Consider the following 18,042-nt stretch of genomic DNA (forward strand, 5'->3'; position numbering starts at 1 on the left):
TTATTATTGGGTCATCTCTGGATTAACAAACTGCCAAAGCAGCTCGAATAAATCTGTTGCCAACATGCCGCGCGTACCACGTCGCGCCGCCACTGCGTCCGCTGCCGCGCCGTGCGCCACGCAGCCTGCGCAGGCCGCATCGAACAGCGCAAGCTGCTGCCCCATCATCGAGGCGATAATACCACTCAATACGTCACCCATGCCGCCGGAGGCCATGCCGGCATTGCCGACGTCGGCGAAGGCCATTTCGCCCTGCTCGCTGGCGATAATCGTGCCAGCGCCTTTTAACACCACTACCCCGCCGTAGCGCATCGTTAACTTCTGCGCGGCAAGAAGGCGATCGCTCTCGACTTCGCTGGTCTTAATACCCAGCAGTCGCGCCGCTTCGCCTGGGTGTGGCGTAATGATGCGATTCTGACGTTTCTGCGCATTTATTGCCAGCAGGTTAAGCGCATCCGCGTCCCAAAGCATCGGCTTTTCACTGGCTTCGACTGCTTTCAGCGCATTCTGTCCCCATTCGCGCTGGCCCAGTCCCGGGCCAATGGCGATAACATCCGCCCACTCCAGCCCGCTTTGCAGCGCCTCGTTGGTCAGTTCGTCCACCATGATTTCCGGACGCGCCGTCAATATCGGCGCAATATTATCGCGATGCGTCAGTACGCGCACCAGCCCCGATCCGCTGCGCAGCGCCGCTTCCGCCGTCATGCGAATTGCGCCTGCGGTGCCGGTATCGCCGCCCACTACCAGCAGACGGCCATGATTGCCTTTATGCGACGTGGGCTTTCGCGGCTTTAGCCAGTGCGACAAAAAGCTGGCGTCGAAGCGCGCCATGGGGGCGTTTTCACCGGCAAGAAAAGCGCCTAATCCGAGATCGGCATAGCGCAGCTCGCCGATAAGATCGCGCGCTTTGCCGGTAATCTGGCCAGGCTTAAGCGCAATGACGCTTAGCGTCTGCGTGGCGTTAATCGCCTCGCCCGGCGCGCAGCCGGTCGCCGCCGACAGCCCCGACGGCATATCGATCGCCAGCACTGGCGCGGCGTGCGCGTTCGCCAGCTTGATCAGACTGAGGTAAGGTTCGGCAGGCGCGCGATTAATGCCGGTGCCGAGCAGCGCATCGATAATGAGATCAACCTCTTCCGGCCAGGCGGCGTCAGCGGCATGAATATCGCCTCCCGCTTCGAGCCAGGCTTCGCGCGCGCGCTGCGCCTCATCCGGCAGCGGCTTATCGCTTTCGCACGCCAGCAGCGTCACCGCACAGCCCGCCGCCTGCGCCAGCCGCGCTACCACATAGCCATCGCCGCCGTTATTGCCGTGACCGCAGAGGATTAACCAGTTGCTCGCCTGCGGCCACTGCGCGCGCGCCAGCCCGAACGCCGCCTGCCCCGCGCGCTGCATCAGCTCGTACAGAGTAATGCCCAGCGCGTCGGCGCCATCGCGCTCCAGCTGGCGCAGAGCCTGCGCAGGCCAGACGGAATATGGTAAACTGCGGCCGTTTGCTTTCGATTCCTGGTTACTCATGTCATACCCTCTCGATCTTCATCAGCTTGCTCAACAGATTAAACAGTGGGGCAAGGATCTCGGCTTTCAGCAGGTCGGCATCACCGACACCGATCTCAGCGCGGAAGAACCGCGTCTGCAGGCGTGGCTGGACAAACAGTATCACGGCGAAATGGAGTGGATGGCGCGCCACGGCATGATGCGTGCGCGTCCACATGAACTGCTGCCCGGCACGCTGCGCGTGATCAGCGTACGCATGAACTACCTTCCGGCGAAAGCCGCCTTTGCCAGCACGCTGAAAAACCCGCAACTCGGCTATGTCAGCCGCTACGCTCTGGGACGTGATTACCACAAAGTATTGCGCAATCGTCTGAAAAAGCTCGGAGAAATGATTCAGGAAAAGTGCGGCGAGCTCAATTTTCGCCCCTTTGTCGACTCTGCGCCGGTGCTGGAACGGCCTCTGGCGGCCAAAGCGGGCCTGGGCTGGACCGGCAAACATTCGCTGATCCTGAACCGCGAAGCAGGCTCATGGTTTTTTCTCGGCGAGCTGCTGATCGATCTGCCGCTGCCGATTGACGCGCCGCAGGAAGAGCAGTGCGGCCGCTGCGTCGCCTGTATGACGATTTGCCCGACCAACGCTATCGTCGAACCCTACGTGGTAGACGCGCGCCGCTGCATCTCCTATCTCACCATTGAGCTTGAAGGGGCCATTCCGGAAGCGCTGCGTCCGCTTATGGGTAACCGTATTTACGGCTGCGACGACTGTCAGCTGATCTGCCCGTGGAATCGCTACGGGCAACTCAGCGATGAAACGGACTTCTCGCCGCGCGCTGCGCTGCATGCGCCGGAGCTGATGACGCTATTCCAGTGGGATGAAAAAACCTTTTTACGCGTGACGGAAGGCTCGGCGATACGCCGTATCGGCCATCTGCGCTGGCTGCGCAATATCGCCGTGGCGCTGGGCAATGCGCCCTGGCGTGCGGAAATCGCAGAGGTGCTGAAGAAGCGGCTGGGCGAAAACCCGCTGCTTGATGAACATATTGAGTGGGCGCTGGTTCAGCAGCAGGAGAAACGGCAGGCGCTGTCGATTGATGTGCAGCCCGCGCAGCAAAAACGGCTGGTACGCGCCATTGAGAAGGGTTTGCCGCGCGATGCATGATTAATCAATGCAAATCGTCAGCTACTTTTCCACAAGCTGTGTATAAAAATAAAAAGCTGTTGTCATTCAACTGACACAGAGCGAGTCAAGGCTGATTTTAACAAAATGAAATATACTCATTACATGATAATTCAATGAGTTAAATAGAGAATGTGTATAAATGATAATGTGGATAGCGCAGCAGAGCGCAGGGCAACTTGTGGATAACTCTGTTTAAAATAGTTTTACAGATCGCCCAGAGCAGCGGAAAAACACGGCTGAAGCGCTGTGGATAACCTGATAAGCGCAGCGTTACGCGGCGATCATCAACGGCTTAAGCTAAGCGTATGATTTTTAGCGATGTAAAATTTGGAGCGGGAAACGAGACTCGAACTCGCGACCCCGACCTTGGCAAGGTCGTGCTCTACCAACTGAGCTATTCCCGCACAGGAAAGGTACTGCTAAACACATTTTGGAGCGGGAAACGAGACTCGAACTCGCGACCCCGACCTTGGCAAGGTCGTGCTCTACCAACTGAGCTATTCCCGCTTAGGAAAGGTACTGCAAACAAATTTTGGAGCGGGAAACGAGACTCGAACTCGCGACCCCGACCTTGGCAAGGTCGTGCTCTACCAACTGAGCTATTCCCGCGCCTTGTACCGTTGCATAAATTCTTCATCGGTACGGGGTGCGCATTATACGAGAAATTATTGCTGCTGCAAGAGTCTAAAAGCAAAATTTTGCGCTTTCGATTCGTTTGCCGATTAAAGCAGCAACCTGCTGTTTTCCTGCGCACCTTTCAACGCTAAAGCTGCAAAAAGTGCTCGCGATAGTATGCCAGCTCGGCGACAGATTCGCGAATATCATCCAGCGCCTGATGCGTGCCCGCCTTTTTAAAGCCTGGCAGAATCTCCGGCTTCCAGCGACGCGCCAGCTCTTTTAAGGTGCTGACGTCCAGATAGCGATAGTGAAAATAGGCTTCCAGCTCCGGCATGTATTTGAAAAGGAAGCGGCGATCCTGACCAATGCTGTTGCCGCAAATCGGCGAACTGTTGGCGGGCACCCACTGCTTGAGAAATTCAATCGTCGCCAGTTCGGCGCGGCGATCGTCGAATTCGCTGGCCTTCACGCGCTCGACCAGCCCGCTGGCGGTATGGGTACGTACGTTCCACTCATCCATCAGCGCCAGCTGCGCGTCGGACTGATGCACTGCCATCACCGGCCCTTCCGCCAGGATATTTAAATTCGCGTCGGTCACCAGCGTGGCTATCTCAATAATGCGGTCGCGCTCCGGATCCAGCCCGGTCATCTCCAGATCGATCCAAATCAGATTATTTTCATTTCCTGTTGCCATGCTGTTTCCCGCCGTAGCCGTAGTCGTCATCAATAGTGAATAAGGTGTATCATAGACGTTTTGCCCAGCCGGGCGAAGTCTGGCGAAAGCCTGAGAGGATGCGTGAGCAAAAATAAACTGTCGAAAGGTCAACAACGTCGCGTCAGCGCTAACCATCAGCGTCGTCTGAACCCGCGCGAAGCGCCGGAAGCTGACGATAATCTGTTTGGTGAAGCGGCGGAAGGCGTAGTGATCAGCCGCTTCGGCATGCACGCAGACGTTGAAGACCGCGAGGGCGAGGTGCATCGCTGCAACCTGCGCCGCACTATCCGTTCGCTGGTTACCGGCGACCGCGTTGTCTGGCGTCCGGCGCTCGGCGGCGGCAAAGGCATTGTCGAAGCGGTTCATGAGCGCAGCAGCGTGCTGACGCGCCCTGATTACTACGACGGGCTGAAGCCTATCGCCGCTAATATCGATCAGATTATTATCGTGTCGGCGATTTTACCCGAGCTGTCGCTCAATATTATCGACCGCTATCTGGTAGCGAGCGAAACCCTGGGCATCGAACCGCTGCTGGTGCTGAACAAGACCGATCTGCTGGATGACAAGGCGCGCGCGTTCGTCGATGAGCAGATGGATATCTATCGCCGTATCGGCTATCGCGTGCTGATGGTCTCCAGCCATGCGAAAGCGGGTCTGGCGGAGCTGGAAGCTGCTCTGACCGATCGTATCAGCATTTTTGCCGGACAGTCCGGCGTCGGTAAGTCGAGCCTGTTGAACGCCCTGCTCGGCCTTGACGCGACGGCGGCAACCGCCATTGTCACCAATGATGTTTCCGACGTTTCCGGTCTGGGCCAGCACACCACTACCGCGTCGCGCCTGTACCACTTCCCTCACGGCGGCGATGTAATCGATTCGCCGGGGGTGCGCGAGTTCGGCTTATGGCATCTCGAACCGGAACAAATTACGCGCGGATTTGTCGAATTCCGTGAATTTCTCGGCAGTTGTAAGTTCCGCGACTGTAAGCATGGCAGCGATCCCGGCTGCGCCATCCGCGCCGCCGTTGAAGCGGGCCAGATAGACATTTCGCGCTTCGACAACTATCACCGTATTCTGGAGAGCATGGCGCAGGTAAAAACGCGCAAAAATTTCTCCTCCAGCGAGTGATGATCGCTTCTTATCACGGCATTGACCCTGCATCGCCTTTATAACGGAAGGGATCACGGGGAAATTCGCCATCTGACCGGGGCGCTGATATGATTCGCCCCCTTTTGATTGACGCGAAACAAAGCCAGGAGGCTAAGGTGTTTGATCGTGTAAAACTCGGCCTGAATCATGTACTGCCGAAAAAATGGTTAACGGAACTTGCGGGTTGGGGTGCCAGCCGTCGTGGCGGCTGGTTGACCAAACTGGTGATTGATATCTTCGTCTGGTTCTACAAGGTGGATATGTCGGAAGCCCGTAAGTCCGATACCGCCAGCTATCGCACCTTCAACGACTTCTTTGTCCGTCCGCTGAAGGACGACGCGCGTCCGGTCGATCCCGACGCGAATCTGATCGTGCTGCCTGCCGATGGCGCCATCAGCCAGCTGGGCCGCATCGAAGGCGACCAGATTTTCCAGGCGAAAGGCCACCATTATACGCTGGATGCGCTGCTGGCCGGTCAGGAAGAGATGGCGGCACAGTTCCGCGACGGCCATTTCGTCACCACTTACCTTGCGCCGCGCGACTACCATCGCGTGCATATGCCGTGTAACGGTATTTTGCGTGAGATGATCTATGTGCCGGGCGATCTCTACTCGGTGAACCCGCTGACGGCGCGCAATATTCCCAACCTGTTTGCGCGCAACGAACGCGTCATCTGCTATTTCGATACCGATATCGGACCGATGGTGCAGATTCTCGTGGGCGCCACCATCGTCGGCAGCATCGAAACCAGCTGGGCTGGCACCGTTACGCCGCCGCGTGAAGGGGTGATTAAACGCTGGCACTACCCGGCAGCGGAGAGTGAAGGCGCGATCGTGCTGCTGAAAGGCCAGGAGATGGGGCGCTTTAAGCTGGGCTCCACCGTTATCAATCTGTTCGCGCCGGGACGCGTCAAGCTGGCGGAGAGTCTGGAAGCCGAAAGCAAAACCCGTCTTGGCCAGCCGCTGGCGATGGCGCTGCCGCAGACTGACCCCGTCGACGTTATCGCCGACTAACCGCTGAGAGTGTTTTTGCTGTGCGATCGTTTCTCATCCTGGTGCTGAGCCTCTGGCTCAGCACCTCAGCGCTGGCGGCCACCGTGCCGGATACCAGCCAAATCAAACAGGCGCTGGACGAAGCGAAAGCGGCAAAAAGCACGCCTGCGCAGGCGGAACAGGTGCAGTCCCTTGAAGCCGCCCTCAATTATCTTTCCGAACGCGATGAGTCGCTGGAGCGCGCAAAGCAGTATCAACAGGTCATCGATGACTTTCCCCGCCTCGCGCGCGAACTGCGCCAGCAAATCACCTCAATAGACGACAACAGCAAAAGCGTACGCAGCAGCATGAGCAGCGCCCAGCTCGATCAGGAGATCCTGCAGGTCAGCAGCCAGCTGCTGGAGGAAGGCCGTCAGGCGCAGCAGGAGCAGGATCGCGCCCGCGAGATCAGCGATTCCCTGTCGCAGCTTCCGCAGCAGCAAACCGAGGCACGCCGGGCGATGACCGAAAGCGATCGCCGTCTGCAGAACGGAACCACCGCCGCTTCGCCGCAGACGCAGGCGCAGCTGTGGGCGCGCCAGGCGGAAAACGCGGTGAATAAAGCGCGCGTTGATGAGCTGGAGCTGGCGCAACTCTCTGCCAACAATCGTCAGGAGCTGGCGCGCATGCGCGCCGATCTTCATCAGCGCAAGGCGACGCAGCTCGATAATTACTTACAGGCTCTGCGCAACCAGCTCAATGAACAGCGTCAGCGCGAAGCGGAACTGGCGCTGGCGCGCACTGAGCAGCTGGCGGAAAACAGCGGCGACCTGCCGCCCGTTATCAGCAAACAGTTTCACATCAACCGCGAGCTTTCCGGCGCGTTGAACCAGCAGGCGCAGCGCATGGATCTGGTCGCCTCCCAGCAGCGGCTGGCGACCAATCAAATTATCCAGGTCCGCCAGGCGCTGGGCACGTTGCGCGAACAGTCGCAGTGGCTCGGCGCGTCGAATCTGCTCGGCGAAGCGCTGCGCGCGCAGGTGGCGCGCCTGCCTGAAATGCCTAAATCGCAGCAGATTGATAATGAGATGGCGCAGCTGCGCGTACAGCGCCTGCACTTCGAAGATCTGCTGCAAATGCAGGATACGCTGCGCAAGGAGCATCAGCCCGACGGGCAGCCTTTTACCGCGGAACAGCGCCGTATTCTGGATGCGCAGCTCAAAACCCAGCGCGAGCTGCTTAATTCGCTGATTTCCGGTTGCGATACGCTGATTCTGGAGATCACCAAACTCAAGGTCGCCAATACCCAGCTGCAGGATGCGCTGACCGACGTAAAAGATGCCACCCATCGCTATCTTTTCTGGACGGCAGATATCACGCCCATCGGCCTCAATTATCCGGTCGAAGTGGCGCGCGATCTGACGCGTCTGCTGTCGCTCAATACTCTGGGCCAGTTGGGCAAAGCGCTGGCGATGATGGTTACCAGCCGCGAGACCGTCCTGCCGCTGCTCGGCGCGGTGCTGCTGGTCGGCTTTAGCATCAGAACGCGTCGTCACTTCAACGCTTTCCTGGCGCGCTCGGCGAGCAAGGTGGGCAAAGTGACGCAGGATCGCTTCCGCCTGACGGTGCGCACCGTTTTCTGGTCGATTCTGGTGGCGCTGCCGCTGCCGGTATTATGGGCCGCGCTCGGCTATGGGCTGCAGCACGCCTGGCCCTACCCGATAGCGGTGGCCTTCGGCGACGGCATTACGGCGACACTGCCGCTGCTGTGGGCCTTTATGATCAGCGCGGCGTTCGCCCGCCCAAACGGCCTGTTTGTGGTGCATTTTCGCTGGCCGCAAACCCGCGTAGCGCGCGCAACCCGTTACTACACGCTGACTATTGGTCTGATTGTGCCGCTGATTATGCTGCTGATCGCCTTCGCCAATATGGAAGATCGCCAGTTTTCCGCTTCGCTCGGCCGGCTCTGTTTTATCTTGATCTGCGGCGCGCTGTCGATTGTCACCGTCAGCCTGAAACGCGCCGGTATCCCGCTCTATCTGGATAAAGAGGGCAACGGCGATAACCTCGTGAACCGCGTGCTGTGGAACCTGATGATCGCTATTCCGCTGGCGGCCGCCCTCGCCGCGGCGATCGGCTATCTGGCAACCGCGCAGGCGCTGCTGGCGCGGCTGGAAACCTCTGTCGCCATCTGGTTCCTGCTGCTGGTGATTTACCACATCATCCGGCGCTGGATGCTGATTCAGCGCCGCCGCATCGCCTTTGACCGCGCGCGTCAGCGCCGTGCCGATATGCTGGCGAACCGCGCGCGTCACGAAGATGAGAAAGACTCGGCCGCGCAGAACGGCGAGGTCGAGGTAGATGAGCCGATTATCGACCTCGACGCCATCAGCGCGCAGTCGCTGCGGCTGGTGCGCTCTATCCTCACCCTGATTGCGCTGGTGTCGGTGATTGTGCTCTGGTCGGAGATTCACTCCGCGTTCGGCTTCCTGGAGAACATTCGCCTGTGGGACGTCAGCACCACGGTACAGGGCGTTGAGAGCATTCAGCCGATTACGCTGGGCTCGGTACTGATTGCGATTCTGGTGCTGATTATCACCACGCAGCTGGTGCGCAATATGCCGGCGCTGCTGGAGCTGGCGCTGCTGCAGCACCTTAATCTGACGCCGGGCACCGGATACGCCATCACTACCCTGACCAAATATGTACTGATGCTGGTCGGCGGCCTGATTGGCTTCTCAATGCTCGGCATTGAATGGTCGAAGCTGCAGTGGCTGGTCGCCGCGCTTGGTGTGGGACTCGGTTTTGGCCTGCAGGAGATTTTCGCCAACTTTATCTCCGGCCTGATTATTTTGTTTGAAAAGCCGATTCGTATCGGCGATACGGTGACGATCCGCGATCTTACCGGCAGCATTACGCGCATCAATACGCGCGCTACCACCATTATCGACTGGGACCGTAAAGAGATCATTGTTCCGAACAAAGCCTTTATCACCGAACAGTTCGTCAACTGGTCGCTCTCCGACTCGGTGACACGCGTAGTATTGACGATTCCTGCGCCCGCGCATGTGGACAGCGAAGAGGTGACAACGGTACTGAGGCAGGCGTGCGAGCGCTGTAGTTATGTGCTGGATGTGCCGGCCCCGGACGTCTTCCTGGTTGATTTGCAGCAGGGTATCCAGCTGTTCGAGCTGCGTATCCATGCTGCGGAGATGGGTCACCGCATGCCGCTGCGTCATGAGCTGCACCAGCTGATCCTGAAAGGCTTTGCCGAGCACGGCATCGAAATGCCCTTCCCGCCTTTCCAGGTCCGTATGGAGACGCTGGGTAAAAAGTCGCCCGCCAGCAACGGCTCGCCGTCATCGCGTACGTTTAAATCGGGTGGGCTTTAACTGAAACGCCGCGCTACGTCATAACCGCGCGCAGTCAGGCTTATATTCTGCCCGGTAAACAGAGGCCCGCGAATGCGGGCCTCGTCAGAAGAGAAATAGCGCTAAACCGGCACGCTTACTGCTTCACAAACTCTTCGCCCTGCGCGATATCTTTTCTCAGCGTCTCCAGCATGCCGTTTAACGCCTGCTTTTCAAACTCGCTGAGCGAGCCGATAGCGCGTCGCTCCGCAATACCCTTTTTGCCCAACAGCAGCGGCTGCGAGAAGAAGCGGGCATACTCGCCATCTCCTTCTACGTAGGCGCACTCGACGATGTTCGCCTCGCCCTGTAGCGCGCGTACCAGCGATAAGCCGAAGCGCGCCGCCGCCTGGCCCATCGACAGCGTCGCGGAGCCGCCACCCGCTTTCGCCTCAACCACTTCCGTACCAGCATTCTGAATACGTTTTGTCAGGCTGGCGACCTCTTCGTCGCTGAAGCTCACCCCTTTCACCTGTGATAACAGAGGCAGGATAGTGACGCCGGAGTGACCGCCAATCACCGGCACCTCAACCTCATTCGGCTGTTTGCCTTTCAGTTCAGCGACAAAGGTATTCGCGCGGATGATATCCAGCGTTGTGACGCCGAACAGACGATTTTTGTCATACACCCCATGTTTTTTCAGCACGTCAGCCGCGATCGCCACCGTGGTGTTAACCGGGTTAGTGATAATGCCAATAAGCGCTTCAGGCGCGGTTTGTGCCACTTGCTCGATAAGGTTACGCACAATCCCTGCGTTGACGTTAAACAGATCGGCGCGATCCATGCCCGGCTTACGCGCCACGCCCGCCGAGATGAGAATGACGTCCGCGCCATGCAGCGCAGGCGTCGCATCTTCGCCGCTAAAGCCCTGGATTTTGACTGCGGTGGGGATATGGCTGAGATCTACCGCCACGCCAGGCGTTACCGGCGCGATATCATAGAGCGTGAGTTCGGAACCCGCAGGAAGCTGGGTTTTTAACAGAAGGGCGAGCGCCTGACCGATTCCGCCAGCAGCGCCAAGAACGGCAACTTTCATTCTGTACTCCTTATTAAGGTGGGGCAGAGTAGAGCCGAATTTCCATCTGTGTCCAGACCTGAATCAACTTCTCAGACGATGACAAACCCACTGTTCATTATGCGTGCCGCAGCACTTAATCTTATGGGTTGCTACTTTGTCAGCACAACGCGCCTGAATGACCGACAACGATGTCGATAGCAGATAGAGCACGGCCGCGATAGCTATACATTCAGTACACCTCAATTGTATAACAATTCCGCAACCTTCGCTTACCCCGCCCGCACCGTTTTTGGTCTGCGCAGAAAATTTTGTTATCATGAGCGCCCGCAATACGCGGCGCCTGCCTGCTTCATCGACCAATTGCATAAAAATTCATTCATATGCATAATAATTTATCTGCCGTCGGCGGGCGTTCGGCATTTTTCTTTACTGGTAGCTTATGCGAAACCCATCAAAACAAGACGAATTGATCAAAGCGTTTAAAGCCTTATTGAAACAAGAGAAATTCAGTTCTCAAGGCGAGATTGTGCAGGCGCTGCAGGAAGAAGGCTTCGACAATATCAATCAGTCGAAGGTCTCTCGTATGCTGACTAAATTCGGCGCGGTGCGCACGCGCAACGCCAAGATGGAGATGGTTTACTGTCTGCCTGCGGAACTTGGCGTGCCAACCACTACCAGCCCGTTAAAAAACCTGGTGCTGGATATCGACTATAACGATGCGCTGATCGTGATCCGCACCAGCCCTGGCGCAGCGCAGCTGATTGCTCGCCTGCTCGACTCGCTGGGCAAAGCGGAAGGCATTCTCGGCACTATCGCTGGCGACGACACGATTTTTATTACGCCAGCGCGCGCTTTTACCGTCAGGAAGCTGCATAGCGCGCTTCTGACGGTGTTTGAACAGGAACTTTAACCGCTTTACGCGACCGGCACTCCGCGCTGCTGGTCGCTTCTCTGACGACAACATCCCTCTATTCCCTGCTAATTCTGTTAGTTGCCTTATTCATTTCCCTGCTGTTTTCGCTGCTGATGTTGGTCATACCTTTTAGCCTGCTTACCCTTTCGCGCTATTTTACGCTGCTTTACACTACGCAATTAGCGGCAACGCCCAGATCCAAATCAATAACCAGCCACATTCACCACGTTCTTTCGCACAAAAAGATAAAGTCACTTACCATTATGTTTTTAAAGGAATTTAAGGCTGAAAGGCTATTTTTTATCCGTTTTTTATAACTATAAAGAATAAAAATGAGTCATAAGGATAAAGAATAACAACTAAACATTATTAGGCAGGTATTAATTTCAGGCGTTATTAGTTCTATACTTCTTTTCGTGACGCAAATCACATCAAACAAAAAGACAAAAACAGACGACGAGGAAATATATATGAACGTTAAAACTACTATCGCAACCCTGAGTATTCTATCAGCACTGTCATTCGGCGCATTTGCAGCAGAATCTGTTAACTCGCAGCAGGCGCAAAATCTGCAGTCTATCGGTTCAGTAAGCGTAAGCGGCGTAGCCGGTTCTCCTGCACAAATCAATGACGAACTGAATGCGAAAGCAGAGCAGCAGGGTGCCAGCGCGTACCGTGTTATCGAGGCCTATAACAATGGCAACTACCACGCGACTGCTGAGCTTTATAAATAAGTTCGTTAACCAGACAACGTTGTAACGGCGACCTTATTGAAGCGCGCATTGCGCATCGGGTGCCTAATCGATGAATTCAGGAGAGTAGACCATGAAAACCAAATCCATTATCGCCTTAGCAAGTTTAACTGCCGTTCTGTCGTTCGGTGCCAGTGCAGCCAGCCTGGTATCAAATCAACAGGCTGAAACGCTGCAGCCGCTGAACCAGACTATCAGCATCAGCGGCCATGACGGCGACCAGACCAATATTCGTCAGGCGCTTTCTCAGAAAGCCGATGCGCAGGGCGCCAGCCACTATCGCATCATTGAGAATAACCAGGACGATACCTATCACGTCACGGCTGAGCTTTATAAATAATTAACCGATCGGGCGCCCATGCGACGCCTGGCTATATCGACGACCCGCACTCTGATGCCAACCGCAGGTTGTTGATTGTAATGAGGAGATGAATTATGAAAATCAAAACAACCATCGCAACCGTTAGTCTGCTTTCCGTAATCGCATTTGGCGCTCAGGCAGCGCAGCTGATTACTGGCGATCAGGCGCAGACTATGCAGCCTGCGGGAACAGTGACCATCAGCGGTACAGCCGGCTCGCCGATGGATTATCGCGCGCAGCTTTCTCAGAAAGCCGATGAACAAGGCGCCAGCGCCTATAAAGTGATCGAAGCGCGCACCGGCGACAGCTACCACTTCACTGCCGAACTTTATAAGTAATTCCTCGTCAACTACTGACGAACCCCTTGGCCCCGCTTGTCGGGGCCCTTTTTCGGGTTACTTAATATTAAAGCGGAGCTGGCCTTCCAGCTCCTCTTCCGCTTCGTCAAAAAGCAGTATCAGCGCGCCATAGCGCCGCTTCTGCCCCTTTCCAAGATGAATAAATTCAATTTCCAGCGGCATCGGCAGCTCTTCGCCGGTGAGCACGTCCCATAACGCGTCCAGATCGCTGATGCGGTGCGCATTCAGAGCGAAGCGCTCGCTAAACTGACGAAAAAAATGCGACTGGTCGACAATCTCGTTAAAGTCGAAACGCTCGGTTTTCATAGTGAAGGCTCCTGTCCTTCCTTACCGGGCGGCCGGAGCCGCCCGCGCGTTAATTTTCGCTCAGGCCGCCAATATGCAGCGCTTTGACTTCCAGATACTCCTCCAGGCCAAGCACTGACCCTTCTCGTCCCAGCCCCGACTCTTTGACGCCGCCGAACGGCGCCAGCTCGGTCGATACCGCACACTCGTTGATGCCAATCATGCCGCTTTCAAGCGCGGCCGAAACGCGAAAGACGCGCTGCAGGTTTTGGGTATAGAAATAAGCCGCCAGTCCGAATTCCGTATCGTTGGCGCGGCGAATGACCTCCGCCTCATCGCTAAAACGAAAACAGGCCGCTACCGGTCCGAACGTCTCTTCCTGCGCCAGCTTCATCTCTTCGTGCGCGTCGGCAATGACCGTCGGCTGCCAGAAGTTGCCGCCCAGCGCGTGACGCTCACCGCCGGTGACGATCCGGCCGCCTTTGGCTTTCGCGTCTTTAACGTGCTCTTCAACTTTATCCACGGCGGAAGCCTCGATCAGCGGGCCTACCACCACGCCCTCTTCTGCGCCGTTGCCAACCTTAAGCTTTTTCACTTCGTCAGCCAGCTGATTCACGAATCGATCGTAAACGGCATCATGAATATAGAAGCGGTTAACGCTGACGCAGACCTGACCGGCATTGCGAAATTTATTGGCAATCGCGCCTTTCACCGCTGCGTCAATATCCGCATCGTCAAAGACGATATAGGGCGCATTGCCCCCCAGCTCCATCGATACCTTTTTCATCGTCTCGGCGGCGTTGCGCACCAGCGTCTTACCAACCTGGGTCGATCCGGTAAAGGAGATTTTCCGTACCGCCTTGCTCGCCATAATCGCATCGCTGATCGCGTGCGTATCGCCAGCCACCGCGTTAAGCACGCCATCCGGTACGCCTGCCTTTTTCGCCAGCGCCAGCAGGGCGAAGGCGCTCAGCGGAGTGTTGTTGGCTGGTTTGATAATGCCGGTGCAGCCCGCCGCCAGCGCCGGGCCGAGTTTGCGCGTTAACATCGCCATGGGGAAATTCCATGGCGTAATCGCGGCTACCACGCCGATCGGTTCGCGCGTAGCCAGGATGCGCGAGCCGGGTTTGGCGGGTGGGATAATTTCGCCGTTAGCGCGCTTCGCCTGTTCGGCAAACCACTGAATAAAGCTGGCAGCGTATTCCACTTCGCCTTCCGCCTCTTTGAGTGGCTTACCCTGCTCGGCGGTCATCAACTGCGCCAGCCAGGCTTTGTTCTCGATCATCAGTTGATACCAGCGATAAAGGATTTCCGATCGCGCTTTGGCTGTCTGCGCGCGCCAGGCGGGAAAGGCGCGTTCAGCTGCGGCAATCGCCTGCTCGGTTTCGGCTTTTCCCGCTTTCGCGACGGTGGCCAGCACCTCGCCCGTAGCCGGGTTTAACACATCAAAGGTAGCGGCGGTGCGGCGCCACTCGCCGTCGGCCAGATAGCCGGTCTGAAAAAGCTCGCTGTCGTGCAGTGGGGTCGTCATAGGTTCGCTCCTGTCAGTTCTTTTCCTGTCAGAAAAGTATAGATGGCAAAAGCAGGCGTTTTAGTGAAGGCGTGGCATTGAGAGGCCGCTGCGCCGGGCAGCGGCCAGATTCAGATTTGGATGAGGGTGTTCTGGTATTTGCTCAGCATATCGGCGAGACGCTTCACCGGCTCGGTAACGCTAAGCGGCGCGTCATACTGCACCAGCTTCTGCTGATAGACATCGAACTCCGCCAGCAGCTGTTCGAAATAGTGTCGACGTTTCTCATCGCTGCGCGCCGAAATTACCCGATCTGCCGTGTAGCGCAGCTGGCGGTGAAAGGCCGACAGGTCGGCATTGACCGGCACAGCCGCGTTACGCAGCCGCTGGTGGCCGATAATCAGCGTCAGCGCGATGCGATATTTATCGATATCGCCAGGGAACAGGTTCAGCAACATAAACAGCTGCTGATAAAGCGCAGGCAGATGGTTTTCGCGGCGGCGCGCCTGGTTGGTCGTCATCGCCGAAACGGCCGCATACATAAAGCGGTTCAGCAGCTTGCGTCCGGTACGCGCTTTCGATTTGTCGCGGATAAGCAGGATCACCATCATCGCCACGAAGCAGCCGATCACCTGCCCCAGCACGTTGTCGAGAAAAACGTTGAACTGGAATTTCATCGGGTTATCGAGCACCAGCACGTTCAGGGTGCCGATCAGCGCGCCGAGGGTACCGATCTGGCGACGCTGTACGAAAATACCGCCGACAAAACCGAGCAGCCCGATGGCGATACAGAGCAACAGCGCGCTCTGCTGCGTATTCGGCAGCACAAAGATAAAATAGAGCGCGCCGAGCGGCACCGCTACGGTCATGCCGTAGAGAAAGTCTTTTGCCATCATCAGCGGATTGGGCACGCGCATCGCCAGCGCGGTGATCACCGCCAGCATTACCATGCAGCCGCTGCCGGATGTCCAGCCGGTATAGAGCCAGAACAGCGAGCCGAGCGCAGTAGCGACAAAGGTGCGGATGCCGTTAATCATCGCGTGGTGCGTTTCAGCGGAACGCGCCTGAATCACCACTTCGCGCTCAAGAATGCCCTCTTCCAGCGACGTGATGCGGCTGTTGCTTTTAATGCCTTTCAGCAGCAATAAATATTCCGTCGCCGCGCCGACCCAGCTGGCCAGCGTCACGGGCGCTTTGCCGTCGCTGCTGGCGCCGATGACCCGTCGCATGACCTTCATGCGCCTGTGCACGTCGGCGACGTTTTCCACATCCTTTTCTATCAGCAGCCGATACTGAGGCGGAATATATTCCGGGCGCGCGTTCTGGATCAGAAAGGTTTCCGCCGCCTGGGTAATCATGGTCAGCGAAAGCGTGCTGAGCATTTGCAGGCGGCGGTTGGCGTTTTGCCAGCGCGAGGATTCCATCATCAATTGGCCGCGCATGGTGCCAAGCGCCGAGGTGCGACGCACCAGCGCGCTCCACGCCTTGTCGACTTCCTCTTTGTCCTCATGCGCAACGCAGAGCTGCAGCAGGCGGTAATGCGCGACCAGCAGCGAATCGACCTCATTGTCGATCACCTTTTTAATGGAGCGCGGCGAGAAGATCATATCAGCCAGGATGGCGCAGAGGATGCCGAGCACAATCTCGCTACAGCGCTCCACCGCAAACTGCGGCGCCAGCGTCAGCCCGCCGCTGGCGTCTGAGGTCACGACGATAATCAGCGCGGTATAGCCCGCCAGGCCCAGCGCGTAGGAGTTTTCAACTTTGATTAGCGAGGAGAGCCAGACGCAGACGCCCGCCCAGAGACAGCAGAGCAACAGCATGACTACTGGCGCGCGCACGGTGGCGATCATGATGGTCAGCGCAGCGATACAGCCAATAAAGGTGCCGATAATACGCAAAATGCCGCGGTAGCGCAGCGCGCCGGAATAGGGATCGCCGCCGGCGACAAAAGCGGTGCCGCCGGCGACGATGCCAGCGGTCATCACCGCCCAGCGGGGCGTTTCAAGGTTGAGATGAAAGCCGATCAGCAGCGCCGCTACCAGCGCGAAGGTCAGCTTGACCGGGAAACGCAGGAACTCGATCATATCGGCCCCGCTTAACCAAACTCACGCAGGCGATTAAAGAGACGCGCCATTGGCGAAGTCTGCGTATCGGCGCGGTCGTTTTGCCCGGTGATCACTACCGTTGCGGTGGTGCCCGCCGGGAAGCGGTTGCCAGGCTGCTGATCGAGACGGATGCGCACCGGCACACGCTGCGCCAGTCGTACCCACTCCAGATTAGAGTCCACGGTCGCCATGCCTTTGCTGTCGACCGAGCTGCTGCTGTTGGTCACGCCAGCCGCGACGCTGTCGACGGTGCCGCGCAGCACCACATTGCTGCCGAGCGGCGTCACTTCCGCGCGATAGCCAGGCTCGACGCCGTGCAGCTTGGTCTCTTCAAGATAGGCCAGCACATAGAAGGAGTGCTGTTGCACCAGCGCCACCGCGACCGAACCGCGCGTAATGAATTCGCCCTCATAGACGTTGAGGTTGGTCACCCAGCCATCGGATGGCGCGGTGATGGCGGTTCGATCCAGATCGATTTTCGCCAGGTCGCGCGTGGCGATCGATTTCGCCAGTTGATGTTCCGTGGTTTGCAGGTCGTTGTTCGCCTGGTCGATCGCTTCGCGCGACATCGCCGAGGTGCCCAGCTGGTTGCGGCGCGCCGCTTCACGGCGTTTCTCACTTACCAGCGCCTGATAATATTCGACATCGGCCTGCGCCTGATCCAGCGCTTTTTGATAACGCGGACGATCCACCACAAACAGGGTGTCACCCTTCTTCACCAGCTGGTTGTCATGTACAGGCACGTCAGTGATCAGGCCTGTCACATCCGGCGAGATAGCCACGACATCCGCAGCGAATTTAGCGTCACGCGTCCACGGCGACTCGGTGTAAAACACCCAGGCGCGGAAGATGATAACCACAGCGATGATGACCAGCAGGATAGTAATCGCGTAACGCGCGATTTTTCTTATTAGCGATTTCACTTAAACCTCAGACGAATAGACGGGATACCAGGTAAAACACACAGCAATAGAGCGCCGTGTTAAAAAGCGCCGGATGCCAGACGAGATCGTAAATCCCGCTCGGCGTCAACAGGCGTTTCACTAACCAGAACAGCATTAGCGAGACGATTAACTCAATGAAAATGGGCGGGAAAGAGAGCCCAAACACGACAAAAACCGGAAGCACACTCATCAGGGATCCTTAGTACGACCTTGCCGGGATGATCCTTAGCCTGCCCGGCTGCAAGCCGCAACGAG

Annotated in this window: 16 protein-coding genes and 3 tRNA genes; 8 read left to right on the forward strand and 11 right to left on the reverse strand. The window is 57.3% G+C overall.

The features are described 5' to 3' along the window. Positions 1-3: 3 nt before the first annotated feature. Positions 4-1,518 carry a bifunctional ADP-dependent NAD(P)H-hydrate dehydratase/NAD(P)H-hydrate epimerase gene (gene nnr / locus D7S44_RS11740; protein ID WP_120455038.1) on the reverse strand — a complete coding sequence of 505 codons (1,515 nt, stop codon included), beginning with the start codon at positions 1,516-1,518 and terminating at the stop codon, positions 4-6. Between nnr and queG the strand changes: the two genes are divergently transcribed. Further along, entirely contained in the window at positions 1,517-2,656 is a 1,140-nt protein-coding gene (gene queG, locus D7S44_RS11745) for a tRNA epoxyqueuosine(34) reductase QueG (protein ID WP_120455040.1), read from the forward strand. The genes nnr and queG overlap by 2 nt on opposite strands. Before the next feature lie 349 nt (positions 2,657-3,005). Here the strand turns inward: queG and D7S44_RS11750 are convergent. The 4 genes from D7S44_RS11750 to orn all read right to left on the reverse strand — a co-directional run bounded on the left by D7S44_RS11750 (position 3,006) and on the right by orn (position 3,989). Continuing rightward, positions 3,006-3,081, reverse strand: a tRNA-Gly gene (locus D7S44_RS11750). A 27-nt stretch (positions 3,082-3,108) separates the two neighbouring features. Continuing rightward, positions 3,109-3,184: transfer RNA gene (locus tag D7S44_RS11755), tRNA-Gly, on the reverse strand. A 26-nt stretch (positions 3,185-3,210) separates the two neighbouring features. Then, positions 3,211-3,286, reverse strand: a tRNA-Gly gene (locus tag D7S44_RS11760). A 154-nt stretch (positions 3,287-3,440) separates the two neighbouring features. Continuing rightward, complete coding sequence (gene orn, locus D7S44_RS11765; protein WP_033754827.1) at positions 3,441-3,989, reverse strand: oligoribonuclease; 549 nt, start codon at positions 3,987-3,989, stop codon at positions 3,441-3,443. A gap of 102 nt (positions 3,990-4,091) precedes the next feature. Between orn and rsgA the strand changes: the two genes are divergently transcribed. The 3 genes from rsgA to mscM all read left to right on the forward strand — a co-directional run bounded on the left by rsgA (position 4,092) and on the right by mscM (position 9,519). After that, complete coding sequence (gene rsgA / locus D7S44_RS11770) at positions 4,092-5,135, forward strand: small ribosomal subunit biogenesis GTPase RsgA (RefSeq protein WP_120455042.1); 1,044 nt, start codon at positions 4,092-4,094, stop codon at positions 5,133-5,135. A 137-nt stretch (positions 5,136-5,272) separates the two neighbouring features. Then, the gene (gene asd, locus D7S44_RS11775) at positions 5,273-6,169 is read left to right on the forward strand and encodes an archaetidylserine decarboxylase (protein WP_120455044.1); all 897 of its coding nucleotides are present in this window, start codon (positions 5,273-5,275) and stop codon (positions 6,167-6,169) included. A 20-nt stretch (positions 6,170-6,189) separates the two neighbouring features. Then, positions 6,190-9,519 carry a miniconductance mechanosensitive channel MscM gene (gene mscM, locus D7S44_RS11780; protein WP_120455046.1) on the forward strand — a complete coding sequence of 1,110 codons (3,330 nt, stop codon included), beginning with the start codon at positions 6,190-6,192 and terminating at the stop codon, positions 9,517-9,519. A 115-nt stretch (positions 9,520-9,634) separates the two neighbouring features. Here mscM and mdh read toward each other — a convergent pair whose 3' ends face one another. After that, entirely contained in the window at positions 9,635-10,573 is a 939-nt protein-coding gene (mdh, locus tag D7S44_RS11785) for a malate dehydrogenase (protein ID WP_120455048.1), read from the reverse strand. A 421-nt stretch (positions 10,574-10,994) separates the two neighbouring features. Here mdh and argR point away from each other — a divergent pair, with 421 nt between their 5' ends. The 4 genes from argR (at position 10,995) to yhcN (D7S44_RS11805) (ending at position 12,919) form a co-directional block, all read left to right on the forward strand. Next, on the forward strand, positions 10,995-11,465 hold the full coding sequence (argR, locus tag D7S44_RS11790; RefSeq protein WP_103794479.1) for a transcriptional regulator ArgR: 471 nt from the start codon (positions 10,995-10,997) through the stop codon (positions 11,463-11,465). Positions 11,466-11,938: 473 nt separating this feature from the next. Next, complete coding sequence (gene yhcN / locus D7S44_RS11795; protein WP_120455050.1) at positions 11,939-12,202, forward strand: peroxide/acid stress response protein YhcN; 264 nt, start codon at positions 11,939-11,941, stop codon at positions 12,200-12,202. Between the two features lie 91 nt (positions 12,203-12,293). Continuing rightward, the gene (locus tag D7S44_RS11800) at positions 12,294-12,560 is read left to right on the forward strand and encodes a YdgH/BhsA/McbA-like domain containing protein (RefSeq protein WP_120455051.1); all 267 of its coding nucleotides are present in this window, start codon (positions 12,294-12,296) and stop codon (positions 12,558-12,560) included. A gap of 95 nt (positions 12,561-12,655) precedes the next feature. Beyond that, entirely contained in the window at positions 12,656-12,919 is a 264-nt protein-coding gene (gene yhcN / locus D7S44_RS11805; protein WP_120455053.1) for a peroxide/acid stress response protein YhcN, read from the forward strand. A 57-nt stretch (positions 12,920-12,976) separates the two neighbouring features. On the opposite strand, the gene D7S44_RS11810 is transcribed toward yhcN (D7S44_RS11805), so the two are convergent. From D7S44_RS11810 to aaeX, 5 genes are all read right to left on the reverse strand, one after another. Next, entirely contained in the window at positions 12,977-13,246 is a 270-nt protein-coding gene (locus D7S44_RS11810) for a barstar family protein (RefSeq protein WP_120455055.1), read from the reverse strand. Positions 13,247-13,295: 49 nt separating this feature from the next. Next, the gene (locus D7S44_RS11815) at positions 13,296-14,756 is read right to left on the reverse strand and encodes an NAD-dependent succinate-semialdehyde dehydrogenase (RefSeq protein ID WP_120455057.1); all 1,461 of its coding nucleotides are present in this window, start codon (positions 14,754-14,756) and stop codon (positions 13,296-13,298) included. A 110-nt stretch (positions 14,757-14,866) separates the two neighbouring features. Beyond that, positions 14,867-16,822 carry a p-hydroxybenzoic acid efflux pump subunit AaeB gene (gene aaeB / locus D7S44_RS11820; RefSeq protein WP_120455059.1) on the reverse strand — a complete coding sequence of 652 codons (1,956 nt, stop codon included), beginning with the start codon at positions 16,820-16,822 and terminating at the stop codon, positions 14,867-14,869. Between the two features lie 11 nt (positions 16,823-16,833). After that, positions 16,834-17,766 carry a p-hydroxybenzoic acid efflux pump subunit AaeA gene (aaeA, locus tag D7S44_RS11825; RefSeq protein WP_120455060.1) on the reverse strand — a complete coding sequence of 311 codons (933 nt, stop codon included), beginning with the start codon at positions 17,764-17,766 and terminating at the stop codon, positions 16,834-16,836. Positions 17,767-17,773: 7 nt separating this feature from the next. Beyond that, complete coding sequence (aaeX, locus tag D7S44_RS11830; protein WP_033754795.1) at positions 17,774-17,977, reverse strand: p-hydroxybenzoic acid efflux pump operon protein AaeX; 204 nt, start codon at positions 17,975-17,977, stop codon at positions 17,774-17,776. Between the last annotated feature and the right edge of the window lie 65 nt (positions 17,978-18,042).

The organism is Pantoea piersonii (assembly GCF_003612015.1).
GTDB lineage: Bacteria > Pseudomonadota > Gammaproteobacteria > Enterobacterales > Enterobacteriaceae > Pantoea > Pantoea piersonii.